Source organism: Myxococcus sp. AM010 (assembly GCF_013372585.1).
Lineage (GTDB): Bacteria > Myxococcota > Myxococcia > Myxococcales > Myxococcaceae > Myxococcus > Myxococcus vastator.
Window position 1 is genome coordinate 65,595 of the sequence record NZ_JABXEO010000016.1, and the last position, 23,631, is coordinate 89,225.

18 protein-coding genes are annotated in these 23,631 nt (G+C 70.9%); 15 read left to right on the forward strand and 3 right to left on the reverse strand.

Features of this window, described 5'->3' with window-relative positions:
• The first annotated feature begins 18 nt into the window (after positions 1 to 18).
• The gene (locus HV826_RS11070) at positions 19 to 2,583 is read left to right on the forward strand and encodes a S8 family peptidase (RefSeq protein ID WP_176416972.1); all 2,565 of its coding nucleotides are present in this window, start codon (positions 19 to 21) and stop codon (positions 2,581 to 2,583) included.
• A 12-nt stretch (positions 2,584 to 2,595) separates the two neighbouring features.
• On the opposite strand, the gene HV826_RS38060 is transcribed toward HV826_RS11070, so the two are convergent.
• Entirely contained in the window at positions 2,596 to 2,727 is a 132-nt protein-coding gene (locus HV826_RS38060) for a double-CXXCG motif protein (RefSeq protein WP_407938394.1), read from the reverse strand.
• A gap of 35 nt (positions 2,728 to 2,762) precedes the next feature.
• Positions 2,763 to 2,978, reverse strand: a complete 216-nt coding sequence (locus HV826_RS11080) for a double-CXXCG motif protein (RefSeq protein WP_306465539.1) — start codon at positions 2,976 to 2,978, stop codon at positions 2,763 to 2,765.
• Between the two features lie 143 nt (positions 2,979 to 3,121).
• Between HV826_RS11080 and HV826_RS11085 the strand changes: the two genes are divergently transcribed.
• From HV826_RS11085 to HV826_RS11095, 3 genes are all read left to right on the forward strand, one after another.
• A complete protein-coding gene (locus HV826_RS11085; RefSeq protein WP_176416975.1) occupies positions 3,122 to 3,724 on the forward strand; it encodes a biliverdin-producing heme oxygenase in 603 nt (200 codons plus the stop codon).
• The gene (locus tag HV826_RS11090) at positions 3,705 to 5,978 is read left to right on the forward strand and encodes an ATP-binding protein (RefSeq protein WP_176416976.1); all 2,274 of its coding nucleotides are present in this window, start codon (positions 3,705 to 3,707) and stop codon (positions 5,976 to 5,978) included. The genes HV826_RS11085 and HV826_RS11090 overlap by 20 nt, the downstream gene beginning before the upstream one ends.
• Positions 5,979 to 6,096: 118 nt before the next feature.
• Positions 6,097 to 7,281, forward strand: coding sequence for an ATP-binding protein (locus tag HV826_RS11095; protein ID WP_176416977.1), 1,185 nt, complete (start codon positions 6,097 to 6,099; stop codon positions 7,279 to 7,281).
• 9 nt (positions 7,282 to 7,290) lie between these two features.
• Here HV826_RS11095 and HV826_RS11100 read toward each other — a convergent pair whose 3' ends face one another.
• A complete protein-coding gene (locus HV826_RS11100; RefSeq protein ID WP_176416978.1) occupies positions 7,291 to 7,854 on the reverse strand; it encodes a DUF420 domain-containing protein in 564 nt (187 codons plus the stop codon).
• Positions 7,855 to 8,024: 170 nt separating this feature from the next.
• On the opposite strand from HV826_RS11100, the gene HV826_RS11105 reads away from it, so the two are divergent.
• The 11 genes from HV826_RS11105 (at position 8,025) to HV826_RS11155 (ending at position 23,583) form a co-directional block, all read left to right on the forward strand.
• Positions 8,025 to 10,049 (forward strand): DUF1585 domain-containing protein, encoded by a 2,025-nt coding sequence (locus HV826_RS11105; RefSeq protein ID WP_176416979.1) that lies wholly within the window; start codon positions 8,025 to 8,027, stop codon positions 10,047 to 10,049.
• Positions 10,049 to 10,708, forward strand: coding sequence for a hypothetical protein (locus tag HV826_RS11110; protein WP_176416980.1), 660 nt, complete (start codon positions 10,049 to 10,051; stop codon positions 10,706 to 10,708). The genes HV826_RS11105 and HV826_RS11110 overlap by 1 nt, the downstream gene beginning before the upstream one ends.
• Positions 10,709 to 10,725: 17 nt before the next feature.
• The gene (locus tag HV826_RS11115) at positions 10,726 to 12,156 is read left to right on the forward strand and encodes a DUF1501 domain-containing protein (protein WP_176416981.1); all 1,431 of its coding nucleotides are present in this window, start codon (positions 10,726 to 10,728) and stop codon (positions 12,154 to 12,156) included.
• Positions 12,157 to 12,170: 14 nt separating this feature from the next.
• Positions 12,171 to 13,700, forward strand: a complete 1,530-nt coding sequence (locus tag HV826_RS11120) for a hypothetical protein (RefSeq protein ID WP_176416982.1) — start codon at positions 12,171 to 12,173, stop codon at positions 13,698 to 13,700.
• Positions 13,701 to 13,732: 32 nt separating this feature from the next.
• Positions 13,733 to 17,470, forward strand: a complete 3,738-nt coding sequence (locus HV826_RS11125; RefSeq protein WP_176416983.1) for an FG-GAP-like repeat-containing protein — start codon at positions 13,733 to 13,735, stop codon at positions 17,468 to 17,470.
• A gap of 76 nt (positions 17,471 to 17,546) precedes the next feature.
• The gene (locus HV826_RS11130) at positions 17,547 to 17,957 is read left to right on the forward strand and encodes a hypothetical protein (protein WP_176416984.1); all 411 of its coding nucleotides are present in this window, start codon (positions 17,547 to 17,549) and stop codon (positions 17,955 to 17,957) included.
• Between the two features lie 81 nt (positions 17,958 to 18,038).
• A complete protein-coding gene (locus tag HV826_RS11135; RefSeq protein WP_176416985.1) occupies positions 18,039 to 18,350 on the forward strand; it encodes a hypothetical protein in 312 nt (103 codons plus the stop codon).
• 121 nt (positions 18,351 to 18,471) lie between these two features.
• Positions 18,472 to 18,957: a ferritin-like domain-containing protein gene (locus tag HV826_RS11140; RefSeq protein ID WP_176416986.1), complete on the forward strand. Its 486-nt coding sequence runs from the start codon at positions 18,472 to 18,474 to the stop codon at positions 18,955 to 18,957.
• Between the two features lie 78 nt (positions 18,958 to 19,035).
• Positions 19,036 to 20,520, forward strand: coding sequence for a hypothetical protein (locus HV826_RS11145; protein ID WP_176416987.1), 1,485 nt, complete (start codon positions 19,036 to 19,038; stop codon positions 20,518 to 20,520).
• 67 nt (positions 20,521 to 20,587) lie between these two features.
• The gene (gene hutF / locus HV826_RS11150) at positions 20,588 to 21,976 is read left to right on the forward strand and encodes a formimidoylglutamate deiminase (RefSeq protein ID WP_176416988.1); all 1,389 of its coding nucleotides are present in this window, start codon (positions 20,588 to 20,590) and stop codon (positions 21,974 to 21,976) included.
• 74 nt (positions 21,977 to 22,050) lie between these two features.
• Positions 22,051 to 23,583: a hypothetical protein gene (locus HV826_RS11155; RefSeq protein ID WP_176416989.1), complete on the forward strand. Its 1,533-nt coding sequence runs from the start codon at positions 22,051 to 22,053 to the stop codon at positions 23,581 to 23,583.
• The last annotated feature ends 48 nt before the right edge of the window (positions 23,584 to 23,631 follow it).

The window sequence follows — 23,631 nt, forward strand, 5'->3', positions numbered from 1 at the left end:
TTCCGAGGGGTCGCCTGAATGCGTCGCCTGCTGCTGCTGGGACTGTTGCTGCTCTCCGCCACCTCCTGCTCTGGAGACGATGAAGACCCGGGGGAGCCGCCATCCCAGACCGGGCGCATCCAGGGGGCGCTGACGCCCTTCCGGGGCAGCGAACGGTCCGCTGGCGACAGTGCCTCCCAGACGGTGCGCTCGCCGTTTCGCGCGGGTGCGCTGGAGACGCTGAAGGGGACGCTGCGGGAAATGCACGCGGGGCGCGCGCGCGAGCCGCGGGTGGCGCCGAAGGCCGTGCCGGGGCTCCCCATTGTCCCGTCGCAGCCGGGCGCCGCGCCGCTCGAGCGGGCCTCGCGCGAGGACCCCACGATTCCCGGGGACGTCATCCTCCGCTTCGAGGAAGCGGGCCTGTCGACGGAGCGCGTGCTGGCGGCGGTGCGGCGCTCGGGCTTCCGCGCGGTGCACAAGGGCTACGCCAGTGAATACGTGCACCTGGTGGGCTACGAGCCGCTGGATGGCAAGGCGGTGACGGCCGCGAAGACGCAGGAGTGGGCGGCGCAGCTCGCCCGGGTGCCGGGCGTGACGTACGCGGTGCGAAACGCGCGGATGCGGGCGTCGGCGGCGCCCAATGACCGGGGCTACAGCCTTCAGTGGCACTACCCCACGCTCAACCTGCCGGCCGCATGGGACCAGGTGCCGGACGCGTCCAACGTGGTGGTGGCCGTCCTGGACAGCGGCATCGTCGCGCACCCGGACCTGACGAACGTGTTGCCGGGTTACGACATGATTTCGGACCCGGAGAACGCGGGTGACGGCGACGGCCGGGACAGCAACCCGCGGGACGAAGGCGGGGACACGCCCAACGGTGGTTCTTCGTGGCACGGCTCGCATGTGGCGGGCACCATCGGCGCGGACACGAACAACGAGGTGGGCGTCGCGGGCGTGGCCTGGAACGCGAAGCTGCTTCCGGTGCGGGTGCTGGGGAAGAAGGGCGGCACCAGCTTCGACATCGCGGCGGCCATCACCTGGGCCACGGGCGGCAGCGTGCCGGGCGTGCCGCCCAATCCCAACCCCGCGAAGGTGGTGAACATGAGCCTGGGTGGCAGCGCGCCGCCGCAGGCGCTGTACCAGGACGCCATCGACGCGGCCTTGGGGCGCGGGGCCATCATCGTCGTCGCCGCGGGCAACGAGGACGTGGATGCGCGCAACAGCACGCCGTGCAACCAGCAGAACGTCATCTGCGTGGGCTCCACCAGCCTGGCGGGGCAGCGCAGCAGCTTCTCCAACTTCGGCGTGGACGTGGACGTGGTGGCGTCCGGTGGGGAGATGCGCGAGGACCTGAACGGCGACGGCTATCCGGACGGCGTGCTGTCCACGGTGTTGGATGAGAACGGGCAGCCGGCCTACATCTTCTCGCAGGGCACCAGCATGGCGGCGCCTCACGTCGCGGGCGTGGTGGCGTTGATGGCGGCGGCGCGGCCGGACCTGACGGCCGCGGTGGCGGAGAGCACGCTGAAGGCCACCGCCACGCCGCTCACCAACTCGCAGTGCCCGGAGGGCTGCGGCGCGGGGCTCGTCAATGCGCGCGCGGCGCTGGCCCGCATCGCCAACGTGGACCCCGGCACGCTGGACCCCCAGCTCAACGTGACGACGTCCACGCTGTTCTTCCGGGGCAGCGGTACGCAGCAGCTCACCCTCAACAACGTGGGAGGAAACCGGGGCGGCGATTTGACGGTGTCGGCCAGCGTCAGCGGGCCCAATGCCTCGGCGGTGACGTTCCCGCAGGGGGACTCGGTGCGGGTGCCCGCCTTCGGCTCGGCCTCGCTGAGCGTGGCGGTGGATGCCTCCGGGCTGGCGGGCGCGGACACCGTGGTGACGCTGAGCCTGGTGGGCTCGGGGGCGGCGGGCTCTGCGACGGTGGCGGTGAAGATTGGCGTCGCGGGGGCTGCCAACGACCTGGACGCCCTCATCGCGTTCGTGTGGCAGGACGCGCGAGGGAAGTGGCAGGCCTCGGAGGACGCCATCGCCGTCGCGCGCGCGTCGGGGGGCTACGCGTACAGCATCTCCCTGACGCCGCGGACGTACTACGCGCTGGCCACCATCGACGACGACCAGGATGGCAACTTCTTCGAGGACGGTGAGCGCACCGGCTACTGGCGCAACGTGGACTCCTTCGAGCCGCTGGAGGTGGAGGCGGGCGACCGCATCGAGAATGTGAGCTTCGACCTGCTTCCCCTTGCGCCCATCGATGATGACCCGGCGCTGGTGGTGGGCAGTGCGTGCGGCTCCAACGTGGACTGTCCCGGGGGCGTGTGCGTGACGGACTATCCGGGCGGGTACTGCTCCCTGGATTGCACCCGCTCCGCGTGTCCAGCGGGCTCGCGGTGCTACATCGTGGACTCCACCTCGGGCCTCAAGGCCTGTCTGGCGACCTGCACGCTGCAGGTGGGGACGGGGCAGGGGGATTGCCGCTCCGGGTACGTCTGCTACCGCGACGGCACGGGTTCGGGGGCCTGTCAGCCCAACTGCCGCACCTCCGGCCTGACGTGTGGGGTGGGACGGACGTGTCTGGCCAACGGCTTCTGCGGCTGAGGGTTGGGCCCATCAGCGGCACTCCCGCTCCCGGAACACCACTCCGTCCGACTTCAGTCGCGCCGCCGCGTCGACGAAGCGTTTCGTGGCGAGGATGACTGTCCATGCGTCTTCCATGCGGAAGAGGTCCGCGTCCGCGGGCAGGGAGGATGATGGGCTGGGGCAGGTCGAACGGCTCGTTACCGCAGGTCAGGCAGGCTGAAAAGGTCGACGCAGGGATAGGCGAGGGCGGGGGAGCCGCCTCCCGCGCGGCATGTCGGGCAGGGCTGTACGCCCGGTAGCCCCCAGCGGTGAATGGCGTCAATGCTGCCCGTGTAACCAGCGGCCGTATCTTCCTCGACTTCAAATACCTTCACGAGCATTCCTGGAGATGAACCCGTGGATGTCCACGCCATTCCTGGACACTGGCCGTGACGTCTGGAGGCCGCTCGGGCGCCCGTGTCCAGGACGCCCGAGGGGTAGGGCGGTGGACACTTGTCCACCACTCCCGGTTCCCATGGGGCAGCGACGGCGGCATCGTGCAGGCACCTTGTCCTTGATGCAGCGACTGAAGAGTGAGACGCGCCCGCACCACGAGCGCACCGAGGCGCAGGTGCGGTTGATGGACGCGGACCTGACGCCCTCGGCGTACCGCCGCCACCTGGAAGCGCTTCACGGCTTCTACGTTCCGCTGGAGGCCCGGCTCGCCGGGCTGGGGCTGGAGGCGATTGCCGGCCTGTCCATCCACGCGCGCTGGAAGGTGCCCCTGTTGAAGGAGGACCTCCGCGCGCTCGGCCATGACGACGCCTCGCTCGAACGGCTGCCTCGCTGCGGGGAGTTGCCCTCACTGACAGGCGTGCCCGAAGCCCTGGGCTGTCTCTACGTCCTGGAGGGCTCCACGCTGGGCGGCCAGCTCATCCTCCGGCACCTGCGCCGCCACTTCGACGGCGTGCCGTCCCTGGGCGACTTCTCCTTCTTCCGCGCGTACGGAGACGACGTCGGGCCCCGGTGGCGTGCCTTCGGTGACGCCGTCAACCAGGCCTCCGTCTCCGCCGCGGGAGACGCCTTCGACGCCCGCGTGGTGAAGGGCGCTCAGGACACGTTTGACGCCTTCGCTGCCTGGCTGCGGCGGGAACAGGCACATGCCTCCGTCTCCGCCTGACCTTGACCTGGGCCAGTGCGACCGGGAGCCCATCCACCTGCTGGGAGGCATCCAGCCTCACGGCGTGCTGGTGGCCTTCCCTGCGGCGTCATCCCGAATCGAGGTGGTGAGCGCCAACACGGAGGCCCTGCTGGGCGCGGCGCCCTCCGCGCTGCGAGGGCAGCCCATCACCAGCGTCCTGGACGCGGAGACGTTGCGGCGCGTGCGGGCGGGCTCTGTCGCCGGGCCCGTGGTGGTGGAGGCCGGAGGGCGTGCCTGCTCCGCGCTGCTGCATGTCAGCGGCGGCTTGTCGGTGCTGGAGCTGGAGCCCCTCACGGCGGAGGGCGCCCTCGCCGACGAGGCCGCGCTGTCCGCCATCCACGCGCTGGTGTCGCCGCTGGGGCAGGGGCGGGGGACGTCCTCGCTGCTCCAGGCCGCGGCGGACGGCGTGCGGTCGCTCAGCGGCTTCGACCGCGTCATGGTGTACCGCTTCCATGCGGACTGGCACGGCGAGGTGGTGGCGGAGAGCCGGGCCGCGAGCATGGACAGCTTCATGGGGATGCACTTCCCGGCCAGTGACATCCCCGTGCAGGCCCGGGCGCTCTACCGCCGCAATCCGCTGCGCCTCATCGCGGACGTCCAGGCGAAGCCCGTGGGCCTGGTGCCGCCGACGTTGCCGGACACGGGCCAGCCGCTGGACCTGTCCGGCGCCGCGCTTCGCAGCGTGTCCGAGGTCCACCTCGAATACCTGCGCAACATGGGGGTGGGCGCTTCCTTCTCAGTGTCGCTGCTGAAGGACGGCGAGCTGTGGGGCCTCATGGCCTGCCACCATTCGTCACCGCGTCACGTCTCCGCCGCGCGGAGGCAGGCCTGTGAGGTGCTGTCGCGGCTGCTGGCGCTTCAGCTCGCCACGGAGGAGCGCGGCGCGGACGCGGCCTCGCGCGCGCATCGTGCGGCGCTCCTGGGCCAGCTCGTCGAGGGCTTGGGGGATGGCGCGTCGCTGCCCGTCGCGCTCGAAGCCCGCGGGGCGCAGTTGATGGCGCTCACCGGCGCCACCGGCGCGGCGCTCCTGCTGGGCGAGCGGCTTGACCCGGAGCAGGTCGAGGCGCCGTTGCTCGTGGGCCAGACGCCCACCCCGGAGGAAGTCCAGGCGCTGGCCACGCGGCTGGCGGGCCTGCCCGCCGCGAGCGGGACCCTGCATACCGAGCGGCTGGGCACCTGGCACCCACCCCTGGCCGGACGCGCGGACGTGGCGGCGGGTGTGCTGGCCGTCCGCCTGGACCCTCAAGCGCCTCGCTTCGTCCTCTGGTTCCGGCCGGAGGTGGCGCGCACCGTCACCTGGGCTGGCAACCCGCACAAACCCGTCCAGCCCGAGCCCGGTCGAACGCGCCTGCATCCCCGGGCCTCATTCGATGCGTGGCGCGAGGAGGTGCGAGGCGCCAGCACACCCTGGACGCAGGCGGATGTGGACGCAGCGGAGTCCTTCCGGGGCGCCCTGGTGGGCGTGGTGCTGCGCCATGCCGCGGAGCTGGCCCGGCTGTCGCGCGCGCTGGCTCGCTCCAACGAGGAGCTGGAGTCCTTCAGCGGCACGGTGGGGCACGACCTGCGCGAGCCGCTGCGCGGCATCCAGCAGTACACGTCCTTCTTCCTGGAGGACCACGGCGCGTCGCTCACGGGAGAGGGCCGCGACCAGCTCCAGTCCGTGGTGTGGCTCGCCCGCCGGGCGCAGTCGCTGTTGGAAGACCTCTTCGAGTACAGCCGGCTGGGCCGAATCGAGCTGGCCTGGCGCGACGTGGACATGCATGCGCTGGTGGAGGAGGCCGTGGCCGTGGTGGCCCCCCGGCTCCAGGAAAGGAAGGCCGAGGTGCGCCTGCCTCGCCGCCTGCCCCGCGTCGCCTGTGATGCCGTCCGCATCCGCCAGGTCTGGGAGAACCTGCTGGCCAACGCCGCCAAGTACCAGGCCGCGCCTCCACACTGGGTGGAGCTGGGCTACCACGGGCCCGGCGAGGCGCGTCCGCCAGCGGCGGCACAGCATGACGCGCCCTACGTTTTCTTTGTGAAAGACCCGGGCATCGGTATCGCCTCACGGTTCCACGAGGCCATCTTCGACATGTTCCGCCGGCTGCACTCCGTGCAGGCGTACGGCGGAGGCACGGGCGCGGGGCTGGCCATCGCGCGGCGGCTGGTGAGGTTGCACGGCGGCGAGCTCTGGGTCGACTCCTCGCCGGGACAAGGCGCCACCTTCTACTTCACGTTAGGAAGAGGTCCGGCATGACAGCGCTCCGCTCACTCCTCCTGGTGGAAGACAGCGATGCGGACGAGCGTGCGTCCAGGCCCGCGCGGCTCCCGCACATGCCGGAGCCGGCGGGGGCGCGGCTCGGGGCGGCGGCGACATGACCCCCGTCTTGCGCGCCCTGCTGGTGGACGACAACCCCGCGGACTGCTTCGCCGTGCGGCGTGCCCTGGAGCGCGACGACGAGCAGACCTGGGTGCTGGAGGCCGTGTCGTCGGCGGAAGACGCCCTGGAGCGCATCGCCGCCGAGCCGCTGCTGGACGTGGCGCTCCTGGACTTCCACCTCCCCGGCATGACGGGGCTGGACCTGCTGCGCGAGCTGCACGTCCGTGGCGGCGGCCCGCTGCCCGCGATGGTGATGCTCACCGGCAGTGGCAACGAGCGTGTCGCGGTGGAGGCGATAAAGGCGGGGGCGCAGGACTACCTGGTCAAGGATGCGTACAGCGCGGAGCGGCTGCGCCGCAGTCTTCGGGCCGCGGTGGACACGGTGCGCATGGTGCGCGAGCTGGAGGAGCGCAGGGCGCAGGCCGCGCGCGCGGAGCGGGCCGCGTGCGAGGCGCTGGCCGTGCGCGACGAGCTGGCCGCCCTGGCCACGCATGACCTCAAGGGGCCGCTGCAAATCGTGGCCCTCAACGCCCAGTTGCTGCAGCGCCAGCTTTTGAAGAGCGAGCTGGGGGCCGCGCAGGCGTCACGGTTGGAGCACATCATCCGCGCCACGCAGCGCATGGGTGAGCTCATCGACGACTTCCTGGGCGCCACGCGCACTGACGAGCAGCCCTTGGACCGGGCGCCCATGGACCTGCTGGCGCTGGTGCGTTCCAAGGTGCATGCCATGGAGGCCTCCGGCCGGAACCACTTCGTGCTGCATGCGAAGGGCACGGACTTCACCGGCCAATGGGACCCGCGCGCCTTGGAGCGCGTGCTGGAGAACCTGCTGGGCAACGCGGTGAAGTACAGCGCCGCGGACACCACCGTCGCGGTGACGCTGTCGGTGGAGGCGGACGGCTTGGAGGAGCGCGTGCTGCTTCAGGTGACGGACGAGGGCATGGGCATTCCCGCCGAGGACCTGCCCTTCGTCTTCGAGCGCTTCCGGCGCGGTCGCAACGTGGCGCCGGGCGTCACGGGCAGCGGGGTGGGGCTGGCCAGCGCGCGCCGCATGGTGCAGATGCACGGCGGCACCATCCATGTGGAGAGCCAGGAGGGCCGCGGCGCCACCTTCATCGTGACGCTTCCGCGCGGCGCGGCGCGGCTGGCGAGCGTCCAGACGGCTTCGTCGACGCCCTGATTCAGCGCGTTACAGGACGGCGGGCGCGCTGCCACGCAGCATGAAGTACACGACGACGCCCGTCACCGACACGTAGACCCAGATGGGCGCCAGCCACCGCGTCACCTTGCGGTGCCGGGTGAAGTCCTTGCGCCACGTGAAGTAGAAGGCCACCAGCGCCATGGGCACCACGGGCATGGACAGCAGCACGTGGCTGGCCAGGATGCACAGATACAGCCCGCGCCAGTCCCCCACATAACGCGTGTCGCCATGCACGAAGTGGTAGGACAGGTAGCAGACCAGGAAGAGCGCGGACGCGGTGAAGGCCGACACCATCAGGTACTGGTGGACCTGCCGCGCGTCCCGTTTGATCGCCACCCACCCGCCGATGAGCAGCGCCGCGGCCGTGGCGTTGAGGCCCGCGTTCACCGCCGGGAGGAAGCGCAGGTTCACCCCGTCCACCGGGCCGCCGCCGCGCACCAGCAGAATCCAGCCGATGAACGCCAACGCCAGCGCGGACACCACGGCGGTGAAGATGAAGAAGGCCCGGTCACTCACACGGGGCGGCAGCGCGGCTTGGGCGGCGTTCGACATGGGGCCCTATGTCTCGCGCGGCGGGCTTCGTTGCAACCCTTGCTAACTGGCTGACACCATTGGGGACTGCATGTGGGATGAAGTGTTTCATAAGGCGTTGCTGGATCTTGAAACGGTAATTCCTGCATACTGAGAATGGTCCCCCCCGACCCCCCCTTCCGGAGGTCCCCGTGCTCCGTGTGCGTTACCTTGCCTGCCTGGCTGGTGCCGCCTTGCTGCTGGCCCTGCCAGCCTCCGCTCAAGAGGAGGCTGTCTGTTCACCAGTCGTCGCGAAGGTGCCCCTGGAACGGCACCTCCGGCAGCTGTCGCTGGACCTGCTCGGCCGTCCTCCCACCTATGAGGAGTACCAGGCGGCCCAGGCCAAGGGCTCCATCGACGTGGAAGACATCCGCGCGATGATGACGAAGGACGAGTTCAACGCGCGCATCCGCCATTATCACCGCGCGTTGCTGCGCTCGAACCTCTCCGGGAGCCTCAACAACAACCAGAACTCGCGGATGACGGGTAACGGCATCACCACCGCATATGGCGTGGCCGGCAATCCCGCCACGACGCTGCGCGGCGCGAATGGCGCGACGTGTGACTCCGACATCGCGCAGGACGAGTGCCTCACGGCGGCGCAGCCGGACGCGCACGCGGCGCCGCTCACCGCGCAGCCCCGTGCGAAGTGCCACGACGACGAGGGCGTGCCGCTGGCCGTCAGCTACGACTACGACACGAACTACTTCGCGTGTACGCCGCTGGCGCCGACCACGCCGGATGGTACGGCGAAGTGCTCGGACCTGCTGAGCACCAGCCACCCGCAGCACAAGTACCTCTTCTTCTGTGATCAGCGCGGCTCGGGCAGCAGCGCCGGGGCCTTCATCTGCACGCCGGACCCGAGGAAGACCACGACCCTGGCGCTGACGGTGGAGGAGATGGATGGCACGAGGATCAAGGCGTTCAAGCACCCGAACCCGGACTCCAGGCCGGCGCTGACCGAGCTGAAGCGCTGCACGCTGGATTTGGAGCTGCGCAACGGCCTCAAGGGCAACTACGGGGTGCAGCGCGGCTGCGTGCTGCGCGAGGGCTTCGTGAACAAGCCCGCGCCCTACTGGGCCACCGACAAGACGCCGGAGAGCGTCAAGGTGTGCGCCATCAACGCGCAGGAGCGCACCCACAACCCCTGGAACATGGCGTCCTGTGAGACGGCCCGCTTCTCCTCCGACCGCAGCTGCGGCTGCGGCGTGGGCATGCGCCGCTGCGAGGTGCCCGCCATCGCCGCGCAGGACATCAAGGACGTGCACGGCCTGCGCGTGGCCGCCTTCAACGAGGAGCCCCTGCGCATCGCCGAGTCGGTGGTGCAGCGCGACGAGCCCTACTTCAACATCCTCACCACGCGCCGCTCGTTCGTGAACGGCACCCTGTCCGAGTACTTCCGGAGCCAGCAGGGCGTGGGCGTCTTCAACGTGACGACGCCGGCCGCGCCGGGCGCCGTGCCGGCGGTGGCCTTCAACGACACGGAGGCGTGGACGGAGTACACGCGTGACGAGGGGCACGCGGGCGTGCTCACCACGCCGTCCTACCTCTACCGCTTCCCCACGCACCGCGCGCGGGTGAACCACTTCTACGAGGCCTTCCTCTGCAAGACGTTCGCGCCGCCGACGGGGGCGTCATCCCCCGCGCCGGAGGACGCGTGCAACCGCGAGAACAACCTGGCGGTGCGCTGCGGCTGCAACTACTGCCACGCCACCATCGAGCCCACGGGCGCGCACTGGGGCCGCTACGCGGAGCGCTCCGCGCAGTTCCTGGCGCCCGACCAGTTCCCTCGCTACGACCCGAAGTGCCGCGACTGCGCCCTCAACGGCGACACCAACTGCGGCGGTGAGTGCAGCCAGTACATCATGCAGGCGTACGACGGTGACGGCGCCAGCAGCCTGGGCATGCTCAAGACGTACCTGTACCGCACGGCGGACGAGGAGCAGAACATCGAGGCCGGCCCCGCGCTGCTGGTGCAGAAGATGCTCCAGTCCGGGGATTTGGAGCGCTGCACGGTGCGGCGCGTGTGGACGGAGTTCCTCGGCCGCCCGATGACGGCGGAGGAGCAGCGCATGTACCTGGTGCCCTTCGCGCAGGACTTCGCGCGCAACGGCCACCGCCTCAAGGCGCTCATCGAGCGCGTGGTGACGTCCGACGCCTACCGGAGGATTGACTGATGCGCCGCCTCGTCTTGACCGCCGCGCTGCTCGCGCTGGCCACCGGTTGCACGAAGGATGACACGCAGTCCGCGGACGGCATCATCGAGCCCATCCCCAACCCGCATCAGCCCGGCGACTTCACGCCGCTGCCGGACCCGGAGGCCCAGGACGGCAGCGTGGGCCGCGCGCCGCGCCGCCTCACCGTGGCCCAACTGGACGCCGCCATCATCGAAGCGGTGGGGCAGCGCTGGAGCGAGCTGGACTCGCGCGCCACGTCCATGGGGCGCGCGGACTACGCCCTGGTGGTGAGCGAGAACACCGAGCCCAACCTGGTGTTCGCCAAGTTCCTGGAGGACGGCGCGCGCAAGGTGTGCCTGAACCAGGCGTCCGCGGAGCTGCGCATGACGGACGCGTCGGCGCGCACCATGGGGCGGCTGCTGCCTGAGAAGTGGGATGATTTGACGAAGCTGACCGACGCGGAGGTGCGCGCGCAGCTCGTCTACATGTCCACCCGCTTCTGGGGCGCGCCGCTGGCGGGCGAAGAGCTCACGAAGTGGACGTCCTTCTTCACCCAGGCCGCGGCCCGGGTGCAGACCCTGGCCTCTTCCAAGCGCCATGAGACGTTGGCCGTGGTGTGTATCGCCATGCTGACGGACCCGCGCTTCATCACCTACTGACGCTCGGAGTGACTGCGATGAAGAAGAACCGCCACGACGAGAATTGCGCCCAGGGCTGCGCCCACGGGCGCCGCACCTTCCTCAAGGCCACCGCCGGCTTCATGGGCTCCACCTTGCTGGGGGGGCTGCCCTTCCGCGCCTTCGCCCAGGCGGCGGAGCTGGCGCCAGCGGACCGCTGCTTCGTCTTCGTCTACTTCAACGGGGGCTGGGACCAGCTGCTGGCCTTCGACCCGCGGGACCCGACCGAGTTCACCGCGGACCGGGCCTCGGAGACGAAAATCCTCCCGGGCTATGACCAGATCAACGACTCCCGCTTCGAGTCCCGGCCGCTCATCCCCGCCGAGCTGCCGGGCGTGGGCCGGTCGAACATCGACTTCGGGCCCGCGGTGGGCAACGAGCTGGCCAGGCACTACGACTTGATGACCGTGGTGCGCGGCATCAACATGAACACGCTGGGCCACGAGGTGGGCTACCGCTACTTCCTCACCGGGAAGATGCCCATCGGCAGCGCGGCGCGTGGCTCCTCCACGGCGACTGAAATCGTGGGGCAGATGAAGCCGCGCGTGCCCATCGCCTCCATCTCCTACAACGTGGAGTCGTACAACGACCGGTACGGCGGCTATGCCAACGCGCTGCGCGTCAGCCGCCGGGACGACCTGCTCCTGACGCTGAAGGGCAGCACGGACACGCTGGACAGCGAAATCGAGCAGCAGCTGCTCGACTTCCGCGGCCAGCCCGTCAACTGCGAGCAGGCGGCCTATGGCGCGCGTGGGGTGGGCACCACCTATGCCAACAGCCAGGAGCAGATGCGGCTCATCCAGTCCCAGGGCCTGGACAAGTCGTTCGACTTCCTCGCCGCGGCCAATCAGCCGCATGGCCCGGAGATGGCGGCCATCCGCGGGCGCTACCAGTTGAGCAACATCAACGACGTGAATGGCGAGCGCGGCCGCGCCGCCACGGTGGCCACCGCGCTGAAGAAGGGCATTGCCCAGTGCGTCACCATCAACCTCACGGGCGGCCTGGACACCCACTTCGGCAGCCAGCTCACGCACGCCAACAACCAGCGGCGCGGCTTCGACGCCCTGGCCATGCTGGTGAAGGACCTGCGTGAGAGCGACCATCCCGCGGGTGGCACCTTCATGGACCACACCACCATCATGGTGTTCTCCGAGTTCTCCCGCACGCCGCTCATCAACAGCGCAGGTGGCCGTGACCACCACCTGAGCAACTCCGCGCTGCTGATGGGAGCCGGCATCAAGCACAACTTCGTGTTCGGCCGCAGCGGGGACATTGGCATGGCGCCGGGCACCTTCGATTTGCGCAACGGCGCGTCGGACCCGAACGGCGAGAACATCCTCCCCGAGCACGTCATCGCCACGGTGCTGGCGTCCGCGGGGCTGGACTACAGCATCACTCGCGTCGAACCGCTGCGCCCCATCCTCGCCTGAGCCGTCCACTTCGCATGCGCATCCATCCGCGGGCCTCCGCCTCCGCCGTCCTCTCGCTGCTCTCGCTCGCGGTCCTCGGGGCATGCGGGGAGGACCGTTCGCTTCCGCTCGACAAGCCCGAGCCGGCGCCCTTCCAGCCGGTCCAGGTCCCAGCCATCACGGCCCTGGCGCCCGTCCCTGGCTTCGCGGACCAGGCGGGCGGGGGGGTCTTCGCCACCGCCTCGCGCGAGCTCGTCCGGCTGCGGCTGGACGGCACGTATGGGGCGCTGGAGCCGCACCCGGGCAATGAGGTGGCGGCGGGCGGCACCCTCGGCGTCTTCCGGCTGGGGCCCCACAGCGCCCTGGTGGAGACGCAGAACGGGCTCTTCATGGCGGAGTCGGGGTGGCTCATCGCGCCGCCCTGGCGGGACGCGCTGGGGCAGGGCGTCATCGCCACCGCGCAGTCCGCGGACGGCGCGGTGTGGCTGGCGCACACGCGCGGCCTGTTCCGCCTGCAGGAGGGCACGCTGGCGGAGCTGAAGGTGGACGGCGCGTCGGTGAAGGCCATCACCTCGCTGGCGGCGGCGCCCTCACCGGAGAACCTGCCCGGCGTGTGGTTCCTGCATGAAGGCGGGCTGAGCGTCGCGGTGGCGCTCAGCACCACGAACTACCGGGTGCACACGACGAGCGCGCCCCTGGCGGAGGGCGAGTCGCTGCAGGCGCTGGCGGGCATCGGGCCCGCGGTGGGCACCGCCGGTGAGCTGTGGGCGCTCACCAGCCAGGCCCTGCTGCGCCGGGGCAAGGACGGCTGGCGCCGCGTGGAGCTGCCGCGGCAGCCGCGGCAGCTCATCGCCTCGGGCCGCTTCCTGTGGGCGAAGACGGACGGCGCGCTGCTCCAGTTCGACGCGGACGCGAACGTCTGGCGCGCGGCCACGGACGCCGGCGCCGGGGACTTCCAGTTCCTCGCCGCGGACGAGAGCGGCAGCGTGTGGGTGCAGCAGGGCGGAGTGGCCGCCGCGCTGAGCCCCGTGCTGGTGCCGCGCCTCCGGGGGCTCTACCAGGGCATGCAGTTGGTGAATGATGGCCTGGTGGTGCGCGCGGTGATGCCGCCGGGCGGTGTGCCCCAGAGCGTCGTCTACACGCTGGGCAACTCGGAGATTCCCACGGAGGGGCCGGACTACAGCCTGGGAGGCCTGGAGGCCGACGGGACGCACCGCGCCTACTCCTTCGCGTCGCTGGAGGCCGGCCGCTACGTCCTGTCGGTGGTGGCGCGCTACGCGGATGGTTCGGAGGCGCGGCGCGCGGTGCCGTTCGACTACGCGCCCCTGGCCTCGGGGCCGCTGAGCTGGGACAAGGACATCCGCCCCATCCACGAGGCGCGGTGCCGCAACTGTCACAACAGCGCCAGCGCGGCGCGCTCGCTCGACAGCTATGAGCTGTGGCGGGCCAACGCGCCCATCATCACCAACGCCGTGAGAGACCAGCGGATGCCCGCCGACGGTCCCATGGACCCCGAGCTCATCTCCCGCATCCAGCGCTGGGCCGCCTCTGGCGCCAGGCCCTGAAGCAACGCGCAGTCTCCCCCGAGGTACCTGACATGACCCGACTGACCCGCGCGGCCCCCCTCCTCGCGCTCCTCGCCGCGGCCTGCTCGGATGAGCCTGCGCCCGCCCGCGTGGCGGACCCTCACCAGGCGGACCTGTGCACGGGCCTGAGCGCGCTGACGCTCACCGCGCAGCCCGCGCGCGTGCGGGTGTCGAGCCCCGTGGCCCTGGTGGCCACCGGCGGCAGCGGCCATTACACGTACCTGCTGGAGCCGGGGGGCTCCTCGGGTGAGCTGGTGGGCAGCCGCTTCCTGGCGGGGCGCACGCCGGGCGCGGACACGCTGGTGGTGGAGGACGCGCGCTGTCCGGGCGTGAGCGCCACCACGCAGGTCAACGTGACGGCGGCGTTCAATGTCGCGCCCGTGCGCGCGGAGCTGCGGCCGGGCACCTCCTTCCAGGTGGCGGTGGACGGCGTGCTGGGCTCGGCCATGTACCTGCTGTCGGCCGACGGCTCCGGCGCCACGTTGTCGCCGGGTGGCCTCTACACGGCCGGCACGCGTGAGGGACTGGACGTCATCACCGTGCGCGACACCCAGTCGGGTGACGAGGTGGTGCTCCAGTACGAGGTCCGCACCGACGCCCGGCTGACCGGCGCGCCGGCCTTCCTCGCCGTGCCTTCGGGTTCGTCCGTGCCGCTGGCCACGCGCGGTGGCAGCGACCGGGTGAACTGGACGAAGGAGTCCGGTCCCGGGACGCTGGCGGGCGGCCGGCTGACCTTCGAGCCCGGCGCCACGGGGGTGGCGGTGCTCAACGCGGCGGACCCCTTCACCGGGGACACGGCGCGGGTGTCGGTGCGCGTGCTGGACGAGCTGACGCGGCCGGGACTGCCGCACGGTCGCCTGTCCGACGTGGCCACCCTGGTGACGGCGGACTTCGACGGCGACGGTCACCTGGACCTGGCGGTGGGGCAGCGCGAGAGCGACCTGAACCAGCCCTCGGGCGGCGCCGTGTTCATCTTCAAGGGCGGCAGCGGCGGCCTGCCGGCGGAGCCCACGTGGGTGCTCACCGGCGCCACGGAGACGGCGCAGTTCGGTGACGCGCTGGCCGCGGGCGACCTGGATGGGGACGGGCGCGCGGAGCTGCTGGTGTCCTCGCCGGGCGCGGACGTGGCCGTCACCAACGCCGGCGCGGTGTACCTCTACACCTTCCGAAGTGGGGCGCCGGCGCCGCTGCGCCAGCAGCTCACCGGCCTGCTCCGCAACGCGGCGTTCGGCTCGGGCATGGCCGTCGCGGACTTCGAGGGCGACGGCGACCTGGACGTGGTGGTGGGCTCGCCGCTGGGCGACCTGGCGCCCACCAACGCCATCCGCAATCGCGGCACGGTGGATGTCTATGCGTCGACGCGGGGCTCGCCGGTGCCGGACCTCCCGACGGTGCGGCTGGGCGGCTGGGATTTGACGCAGGACGGCGCCCTGGTGTCGCGCAGCAACACCGAGCTGGGCCGCGCGCTGGTGACGGGCGACCTCAACGGGGACGGCCTGGTGGACCTGGCGGCGCTGAGCCGGGTGTCCCGGTACAACGCGTCCGGGGCGGTGTCGGGCGCGCAGATGGCCATCTCCGTCTTCCTCGCGCGCGCGGAGGGCGCGCGCTTCCGGGCCTCGCCGGATGTGTACGTGCTGCCGGCCAACACGGCGGACAGCAACGAGGGCACGTGGCGGCTGGGCGTCATCCCCGCTGAAGGCACGCGGCCCCCGCTGCTGCTGGCGGTGGCGGACCGGGCGGACTCGCCGGACCTGCGCTCGAGCGGGGGCCTGCAGTCCGGCAATGATTCGGGCGGCGCGCTGCTGTTCGATTTGACGGGCTACTCCGCCACGGGTGAGCCCGCCAACCGGCCGCCCCAGGTGAAGCGCGAGGACGCCTTCGCCCGCATCTACGGCGAGGCCAGCGGCATCAACGCGGGCCGGAGCTGGGCGGTGATGGACGTGGACGGTGAGCCGGGCCTGGAGCTGCTCCTGGGCGCGCCCTATTCATCCGCGCCTTCGGGCGTGGGCAGCGGCACGCTGCGCTGGAGTGGCAAGATTCTCGTCCATTCCCTGGCCACGCTCACGCAGGGCAGCGTCCTCAACCGGCCGCTGACGGTCATCAACGGCACGGCGGCGTCGGACACGCTGGGCTCGGGCCTGGCGACCTGGGGCCCCGCGGCGAACCCGTCGCTGGTGGCCTTCGCGGGCCGGTCCTCGTCGGAGCAGGGCGCCTTCACCGGCAGCGTGGAGCTGTACCACCGTCAGGGCGCATCGGTCGCCGAGTGGACACGCACCAGCGTCCGGGTGCCGGCGAAGCCGAGCGTGGAGCGCTTCGGTGAGGCGGTGGCGATTGCGCAGGGGCCACAGGGCCGCCCGCTGGTGCTGACGGGCGCGCCGGGCTGGTCCGGCCCTGGCACCAGCAATGACGGCAACGCCCTGGCCATTGGCCGGGCCTACGTGCACGACGTGATGGCGCCCGCGCAGGCCACCGTGGTGGAGGAGGGCCGGCCCTCGCCGCACCACGCGGGCCGCAACGTGGGCGTGGACGTGGCCTTCTCCGACTTCAACGGCGACGGGCGCCCGGACCTGGTGGTGGGCGCGTCCAACTTCTACGTGCCGGGCACGGGCTCCACGACCTCCAACAACGAGCTCAACAACACGTACACGTCGGTGCCCGCCGCGTGTGTCACCAGCGGCACCCAGTCGGCGGGCGGCGCCCTGGTCTCGTTGGGGCAGGCGGACGGGAGCTTCAAGCCGGCGTACCGGCTGTTCGCGACGTATCAAATCCAGGACTGCACGCCGGAGACTGACGCCAGGTGCCGGCGCACCGGCCAGGGGCGCGGCGTGGTGGGCGGGTTCGACTTGAACGGCGATGGCCGCGAGGACGTGGGGCTGCTGCGCAACGACGGCATGGAGGTGTTCCTGGGCCGCGCGCCCGAGGACGCGTCGCTGGCGAAGCTGAGCATGGTGTGTGAGTCCGTCTACACGATGCCTTCCATGGACATCCAAACGTCCGTGCCGACGTCGCTGGGCGACCTCAACGGCGACGGCTGTGACGAGCTGGCCTGGCGCTACGCGGAAGGCTCCCGGTCGGGCGTGGCCATCCTGCCAGGCTTCGACGCGAGCGGTTCGCGCTGCGGCGGGCGCAGCACGGCCACCGTGTGGCGCATCGCCGGTGACAGCGAGGTGCAGCTCACCAACATGGGCCTGGGCCTCAGCATGACGCGAGCGGGCCGGTTCCTGGGGGACACGCGCGACTTCGTGGCCATCAGCGCCACCAGCGTGCCCTTCAACGGCGTGACGCAGCCGGTGGTGCTGCTCTTCGACAAGACGGTGCTGGTGAACAGGCTGCAGGCGCTCCAGTCCGCGGGCTCGCCGCTGGTGGTGGGCGCGCTGGGCGACGGGCTCAACCCCGTTGTCCTGGTCCACCGCCACCGCGCGGTGAACTTCGGCGCGCGGCTGGTGGGCGGCACGGACCTCACGGGCGACAACATCCCCGACCTGCTGGTGAGCGCGCCGGGGGCCTCCGAGGCCTCTGACGGCGGCGGCGCGGTGTTTCTCTATGCTGGCGGGGTTGGCCAGCAGGGCGCGCTTTCACCGTTCCTCATGGTGGTGGGAGATGGCTCGGAGCGGTCGGCGCTGGGGCAGGCCCTGTCGATGATGCCGGGCAGTGGCAGCTCGCCGCCCATGCTCGTCATCGGCGCGCCGCGCAGCTACCGGACGGGGACGCAGAACGGCACGGCCTTCGTGTTGCCGCTCGGCTTCTGACGGTCCGCACAGGGAGGCTGTTGGGTCCACGCCGAGGCTGGGGGTATCCTGGCGCCTGTCTCAGCGTGGGAGGCCCATGAGCCTGAAGCGGGAGTGGCGTCACGGCGAGCAGCATGCGTCGTTCGAAGCGCCGGACATCCTCTGGGCGCGCTTCCGGGGCGCCATCACCCAGGAGACGTCGGTCTGGTCGTGTGGCGTGTACCGGGAGCTGGCGGACGCGCAGCGCTTCTACCTGGCCGCGGACATCACCGGCTCGCACCTCAGTCCGGAGTCACGCCGCTACCTGGTGGACCACGCGAAGGCGGGCTGGTTCCTGGGCGTCGTCTACATCGGCGCGGCGATAGAGCAGAAGGCCACCACCAAGAGCCTCATGGTGGGGGCCATGCTGAGCGGCGGGACGCGGCTCGACACGGCCTACGTGGACTCGCCCGAGGAGGCGCGGGCCTGGATTGCGCGACACCGCGAGGCGGCGGCGCGGACGGGCTGAGCGCGGTGGGCGGTCCGCTGGGGTGACGGGCGTGCTGCACACGACGGGGCGCATGCACATCGTCTGGGGCCAGGAGGGTGCATGGGGGCCGAAGCCCTGGGGTGGTTCAGTTCCTTCGTCCTGCTGTTGACCATTGGCGTCCAGGTCCACAAGCAGTGGAAGTCAGGCTCGAGCGAGGGTGTGTCCAAGTGGCTCTTCGTGGGGCAGATGACGGCCTCCACGGGGTTCACCCTCTACAGTTGGAAGGTCGGCAACTGGGTCTTCGTGGTGACGAACGCGCTGATGCTCTTGAGCGCGGTGCTGGGGGGCGTGATTGTCCTCAAGCACCGCCGGGCCGCGCGCCGGAAGCACGCGTCGCAAGCGCGCGCGCCCGCTGGCGCCGCGCAGGCTTGAAGACCTGGGCCCTGGCTGTCCGCCTGCCCCAGGGGCGGGCGGGCAGCGCGTCCAGGAGGTGGGTTGGTTTGCGGGAACAGCCTTCTCACATTGCCCGAGCCCCTTAGCGCAGGAGTTCGACATGGCCGACAAATCGGAAGTGGCCCGGCTGCGCAGCCTGGCTCAGCTCGACGCGGATGCCGTGGGTGCCTACGACGCGGCCCTGGCCCGGATTCCGGAGCCGTTGGTCCGTGAGCGGCTCAACGGCTTCCGCATCGACCACGTCCGGCACGTGCAGGATTTGAACGCCCTCATCCACGAGGCGGGCGGGACGCCGCTGGAGCTGCGCCTGGACCTCAAGGGAACGGCGATGGTGGGCTTGACGGCGGTGTCCAGCATGATGGGCACCGAGGCCGCGCTGGTGGCCATGCTCGGCAACGAGGAGTTCTCCAACCGCGCCTACGACGTGGCCCTGCGCTTCGACTGGCGCCCCGAGGTCCGGACGCTGATCGAAAAGCACCGGGAGGACGAGCGGCGCCACGTGATGTGGATTCGCGCGGCTGTCCGGACGCGCCCCTGGGAGCGGGCACGCGCCGCCGCCGAGGAAGGCTCCGAAGCTCCCGCCTGAGCCTCCCTGCCGGGCCGATATGCCGGGGCCTGGTCCTCGTTTACGCTCCCGCTGGGGCTTGACGAGGAGACGGGAAAAATGCGCTCGGTGTTCTACGCGGCGGTTGTGTTGGCGGGCCTGTTGACGGGCTGTGCCCATCAGTCCGGCACCTATAGCGACCTCTTCATCCCGGACGGGGAAGCCATCTACGAACGGCCTGTGGAGGAGATGTGGCCGGAGGTTCGCAAGTACTTCACGGAGGCCAGGCTGCCCTTCCGCGAGGACCGGGGCAGCATGGTGCTGGAGACGGACTGGCGCCAGGAGTTCGGCGGCTCGAAGGTGTCCGGCTTCTTCCACCGCTACATGGTGATGGGCAAGCGCGAGTCCCCTACCCAGAGCAAGCTGTGGATCATTCGCATCACCAAGAGCCGCAACAAGGCGTTGGCGCCCCCGGGGCGCGAGCTGGACTGGGGCATGTCCCGGGCCATCGGCGGCAACGCGGGCGATGCCGCGGTTCCGGGGCTCTCCGCTGAAGACTTCGAGGAGTACCTGGACGCGCCGGTGGGGGAGAACTCCTTCTTCGCGGAGTCGGGGCAGGGCTCGCGGGACCTCGTCATGGAGTGGCGGGTGTTCCGCGCCATCTCCCCCACGCTGATGAAGGAGGAGAATGCGCCCAAGCCGGTGAAGGTGGCGATGGCGCCCAACGCGCAGGGGGGCGCGGCGGCCACGGACTTCGAATGCGGCCTGCCGATTCTGGGCCTGGGCAAGCAGGTGAGGCCGGGCGCGGTGCTGCTGCTGGGAGAGCTGCACGGCACGCAGGAGGTGCCGCGCTTCATCGCGCAGGCGTCCTGCCAGACGGCGGTGGCTGGCACGCCAGTGACGGTGGGGCTGGAGCTGCCGCTGGAGAGTCAGACGCGGGTGGACGCCTTCCTGGAGAGCGCGGGGACGGAGGATGACTGGCTGAAGCTGATGGAGGCGCCGTTCTGGCGCAGCCCGTACCCGGATGGCCGCAGCAGCGAGGCGGTGGCGAACATGCTGGAGCAGCTGCGCCAGCTGCGCTCGCGTGGGCTGGACGTGGACATCTTCGTCTTCGACCACCCGAAGTCCCAGGGGCAGGCGCGCGAGGACGCGATGGCGGCCACGGTCCGGCACCAGGTGGAGTCGGGCCCGGGACGCTTCCACGTCATCCTGTCGGGCAACATCCACTCGCGCACGGCGAAGGGCCTGCCGTGGGACAAGTCCTTCAGACCCATGGGGCTGCTCTTGAAGGACGAACTCGACAGCGTGGTGGCGCTGGACATGGCGTACAACAGCGGGTCGGCGTGGATTTGCGCGGTGGACAGCAAGGGCGTGAAGGACCGGCTGGACTGCGGCATCCGCGAGGCGAAGGGCCGTGACAACGGCGACCGCTTCTTCCTGCACACCTGGGGCGGAACGAACGATGACGGCTACCACGGCGTCTTCTACGTGGGGCCGGTGAGCGCGTCCGCGCCCGCGGTGCACAAGGGGCTGGGACGGCCGGGCGCGGGCGACAACTCCGGTGCTCCGACGGAAGACCGGACTCCGACGCTCGCGTCACACTGACGTCTGGCATTCCACGGGGCGCGCGGCGGCTGCTGCGCGCCACGTGGCGCTGGCGTAAGTTGCCGGCGTGAGCGACATCACCGTCTATCAGCCGGAGCTCCTCTACACGGGCGGCCGGTTCCTCGAAGGGCGCGGCCTCGCGGTGAGTGCCGACGGCCGCGTCCTGGCCCCGGACTCCGTGCCCGTGGGCGCGCGCACCGTCGCGCTGCCGGGAAGGGCCTTGCTGCCGGGGCTCGTCAACGGACACTCCCACGCGTTCCAGCGGCTCATCCGCGGGCGCACGGAGTACGTGGCCTCGGGCCGGGAGGCGGACGACTTCTGGAGCTGGCGCGAGGCGATGTACCGCGCCGCCGAGTCGCTGAGCCCCGAGGACCTCTACGTCGCGTCGCGACAGGCCTTCGTGGAGATGGCGCTCGCGGGCATCACCACCGTGGGGGAGTTCCACTACGTCCACTATCAAGCCGATGGGACGCCGTATGCGGACCGCAACGCGCTGGCGCACGCGGTGATTCGCGCCGCGCGGGACGTGGGGCTGCGCATCTGCCTGCTGCGCGTGGGGTACGCCCGGGCGGGCTTCGGCGTGGCGGCGAATCCACGGCAGCGCCGCTTCATCGACCCGGACGTGGAGACGTTCCTCGGCTCGGTCGAGGCGCTTGCCCGCGAGGTGCGCTCCGACGCGGCGGTCAGCGTGGGGCTCGCGCCGCACAGCGTGCGCGCCGTGACGCGGGAGTGGCTGGCGGCGCTCGCGGGCTCGTCCGTGCGGCGCCTGCCCGTCCACATGCACGTGGCGGAGCAGCCAAAGGAAATCGAGGCCTGTCTGGCGGAGCATGGCCGCAGGCCCGTGGAGTTGCTGGCGGACCTGGGCCTGCTGGGGCCCGGCTTCACGGCGGTGCACGGCGTCCACCTGACGGACGAAGAGGTGTCGCTGCTGGGGCGGGCTGAGGCCACGGTGTGCGCGTGTCCCTCCACGGAGCGGAACCTGGGAGACGGCATCGTGCCCGCGGATGCGCTGGTGAAGGCGGGCGCGCGCATCAGCCTGGGCTCGGACAGTCAGGCCACGGTGGACCTGCTGGACGAGGCTCGGCAGTTGGAAGGGCACCTGCGGCTGACGCGGCTGCGGCGCGCCGTGCTGGACCCGGGCGGCGGCGCCATGGATGGACTGGCGGCGCGGCTGCTGGGCATGGCCACCGTGGACGGTGCGCGGAGCCTGGGGCTCGCCACCGGCGTGCTGGAGGAGGGCGCGCCCGCGGACTTCTTCACAGTGGACCTGCACCATCCGTCGCTCGTGGGCGCCCTGCCGGCATCGCTGCTGCCCGCGGTCGTATTGGGCGCGGAGAAGGCGGCGGTGCGCGACGTGGTGGTGGGCGGACGCGAGGTCGTCCGTGAAGGCCGGCATGCGCTCGCGGAGGAGAGCGGCCGCGCGTTCCAGGTGTTGTCTCGCGCGCTGTACGCTTGAGCGGCAGTTCTCCGCCGATATGGCACTGAGGTGCGGCGCGTTCACCCTCCCGGAGTTCATTCCCGGAGGGGCCGATGCGCGCGAAGTGGTTCGCGGTGGTGACGTTGATGTGCTTCCAGGTGGGCTGCGCGACCCGGCAGGGGAGCACCTACAGTGACTTGTTCATCCCAGATGGCGAGGCCATCTACGAGCGGCCCCTGGAAGAGGTCTGGCCGGAGGTGCGGCGGTTCTTCACGGAGAACAATCTGCCCTTCAAGGAGGACAAGGGGAGCCGGGTGCTGGAGACGGACTGGCGCCAGGAGTTCGGCGGTTCGAGGATTTCGAGCTTCTGGCACCGGTACATGGTGCTGGGAAAGCGCGAGACGCCGACAAAGAGCAAGCTGTGGGTCATCCGCATCACCAAGAGCTCCAGCACCGCGCTGAGCCCTCCGGGCCGTGAGGTGGATTGGGGCCCCAGCCGTGTCGTGGGGGGGCAGATGGGCAATGGGGATCGCGCCGGAGACGTCAACGCGGGCTCAGGTGCTGTCTCCTCCGACCCCATGCTCAGCGTGGAGGATTGGGAGGACCGCATGGACGCGCCCCAGGGAGAGAACTCCTTCTTCGCGGGCTCGGGGCAGGGGTCGCGAGACCTCGTCATGGAGTGGCGGGTGTTCCGCTCCATCTCCCCCAATCTGATGAAGGAGGAGAACGCGCCCCAGCCGGTGAAGGTGGCGCAGGCGCCCAACACCACGGGCGCCGCGGATGCGATGGCCTTCGAGTGTGGCCTGCCGATTCTGGGGCTGGGCAAGCAGGTGAAGCCGGGCGGGGCGCTGCTGCTGGGGGAGATGCATGGCACGCAGGAGGTGCCGCGCTTCGTCGCGCAGGCGTCGTGCCAGGCGGCGGTGGCCGGCATGCCAGTGACGGTGGGGCTGGAGCTGCCGCTGGAGAGCCAGACGCGCGTGGAGGCGTTCCTGGAGAGCGCGGGGGCGGAGGATGACTGGCTGAAGCTGATGGAGGCCCCATTCTGGCGCAGCCCGTACCCGGACGGCCGCAGCAGCGAGGCGATGGCGAACATGCTGGAGCAGCTGCGTCAGCTCCGCTCGCGCGGTCTGGACGTGGACGCCTTCGTCTTCGACCACCCGACGATGCAGGGACAGGCGAGGGAGGATGCGATGGCGGCGACGGTCCAGCACCACGTGGAGTCGGGTTCCAAGCGCTTCCACATCGTCCTGTCCGGCAACATCCACACGCGCACGAAGAAAGGGCTGCCCTGGGACACGTCCTTCAGGCCCATGGGGCTGCTCTTGAAGGACGCGCTCGACAGCGTGGTGGCGCTGGACATGGCCTACGCCAGCGGCTCGGCGTGGATTTGCGCGGTGGACAGCAAGGGCGCGAAGGACCGGCTGGATTGCGGCGTGCGTGACGCGAAGGGGCGGGACAACGGCGACCGCTTCTTCGTGCACACGTGGGGCGGAACGAACGATGACGGCTACCACGGCGTCTTCTACGTGGGTGCGGTGAACGCGGCGGCGCCCGCGGTGCACAAGGGCCTGGGACGGCCTGGGGCTGGGGATAACTCGGCGTTTCCGCTGGAGGAGGCCGCGCCTCAGGTGGCGTCCGTTCGCTGAGCGGACACGCGGGGAGGGAAGGGCCTTCCGGGGGCTGGCGTGCCGTGG

Bases quoted from the DNA above. Each gene is read 5' to 3' on its own strand.
- HV826_RS11070 (WP_176416972.1), top strand. From the start codon at position 19: ATGCGTCGCCTGCTGCTGCTGGGACTGTTGCTGCTCTCCGCCACCTCC.
- HV826_RS11080 (WP_306465539.1), bottom strand. From the start codon at position 2,978: ATGGCGTGGACATCCACGGGTTCATCTCCAGGAATGCTCGTGAAGGTA.
- HV826_RS11085 (WP_176416975.1), top strand. From the start codon at position 3,122: ATGCAGCGACTGAAGAGTGAGACGCGCCCGCACCACGAGCGCACCGAG.
- HV826_RS11090 (WP_176416976.1), top strand. From the start codon at position 3,705: ATGCCTCCGTCTCCGCCTGACCTTGACCTGGGCCAGTGCGACCGGGAG.
- HV826_RS11095 (WP_176416977.1), top strand. From the start codon at position 6,097: ATGACCCCCGTCTTGCGCGCCCTGCTGGTGGACGACAACCCCGCGGAC.
- HV826_RS11100 (WP_176416978.1), bottom strand. From the start codon at position 7,854: ATGTCGAACGCCGCCCAAGCCGCGCTGCCGCCCCGTGTGAGTGACCGG.
- HV826_RS11110 (WP_176416980.1), top strand. From the start codon at position 10,049: ATGCGCCGCCTCGTCTTGACCGCCGCGCTGCTCGCGCTGGCCACCGGT.
- HV826_RS11115 (WP_176416981.1), top strand. From the start codon at position 10,726: ATGAAGAAGAACCGCCACGACGAGAATTGCGCCCAGGGCTGCGCCCAC.
- HV826_RS11120 (WP_176416982.1), top strand. From the start codon at position 12,171: ATGCGCATCCATCCGCGGGCCTCCGCCTCCGCCGTCCTCTCGCTGCTC.
- HV826_RS11125 (WP_176416983.1), top strand. From the start codon at position 13,733: ATGACCCGACTGACCCGCGCGGCCCCCCTCCTCGCGCTCCTCGCCGCG.
- HV826_RS11130 (WP_176416984.1), top strand. From the start codon at position 17,547: ATGAGCCTGAAGCGGGAGTGGCGTCACGGCGAGCAGCATGCGTCGTTC.
- HV826_RS11135 (WP_176416985.1), top strand. From the start codon at position 18,039: ATGGGGGCCGAAGCCCTGGGGTGGTTCAGTTCCTTCGTCCTGCTGTTG.
- HV826_RS11140 (WP_176416986.1), top strand. From the start codon at position 18,472: ATGGCCGACAAATCGGAAGTGGCCCGGCTGCGCAGCCTGGCTCAGCTC.
- HV826_RS11145 (WP_176416987.1), top strand. From the start codon at position 19,036: ATGCGCTCGGTGTTCTACGCGGCGGTTGTGTTGGCGGGCCTGTTGACG.
- HV826_RS11155 (WP_176416989.1), top strand. From the start codon at position 22,051: ATGCGCGCGAAGTGGTTCGCGGTGGTGACGTTGATGTGCTTCCAGGTG.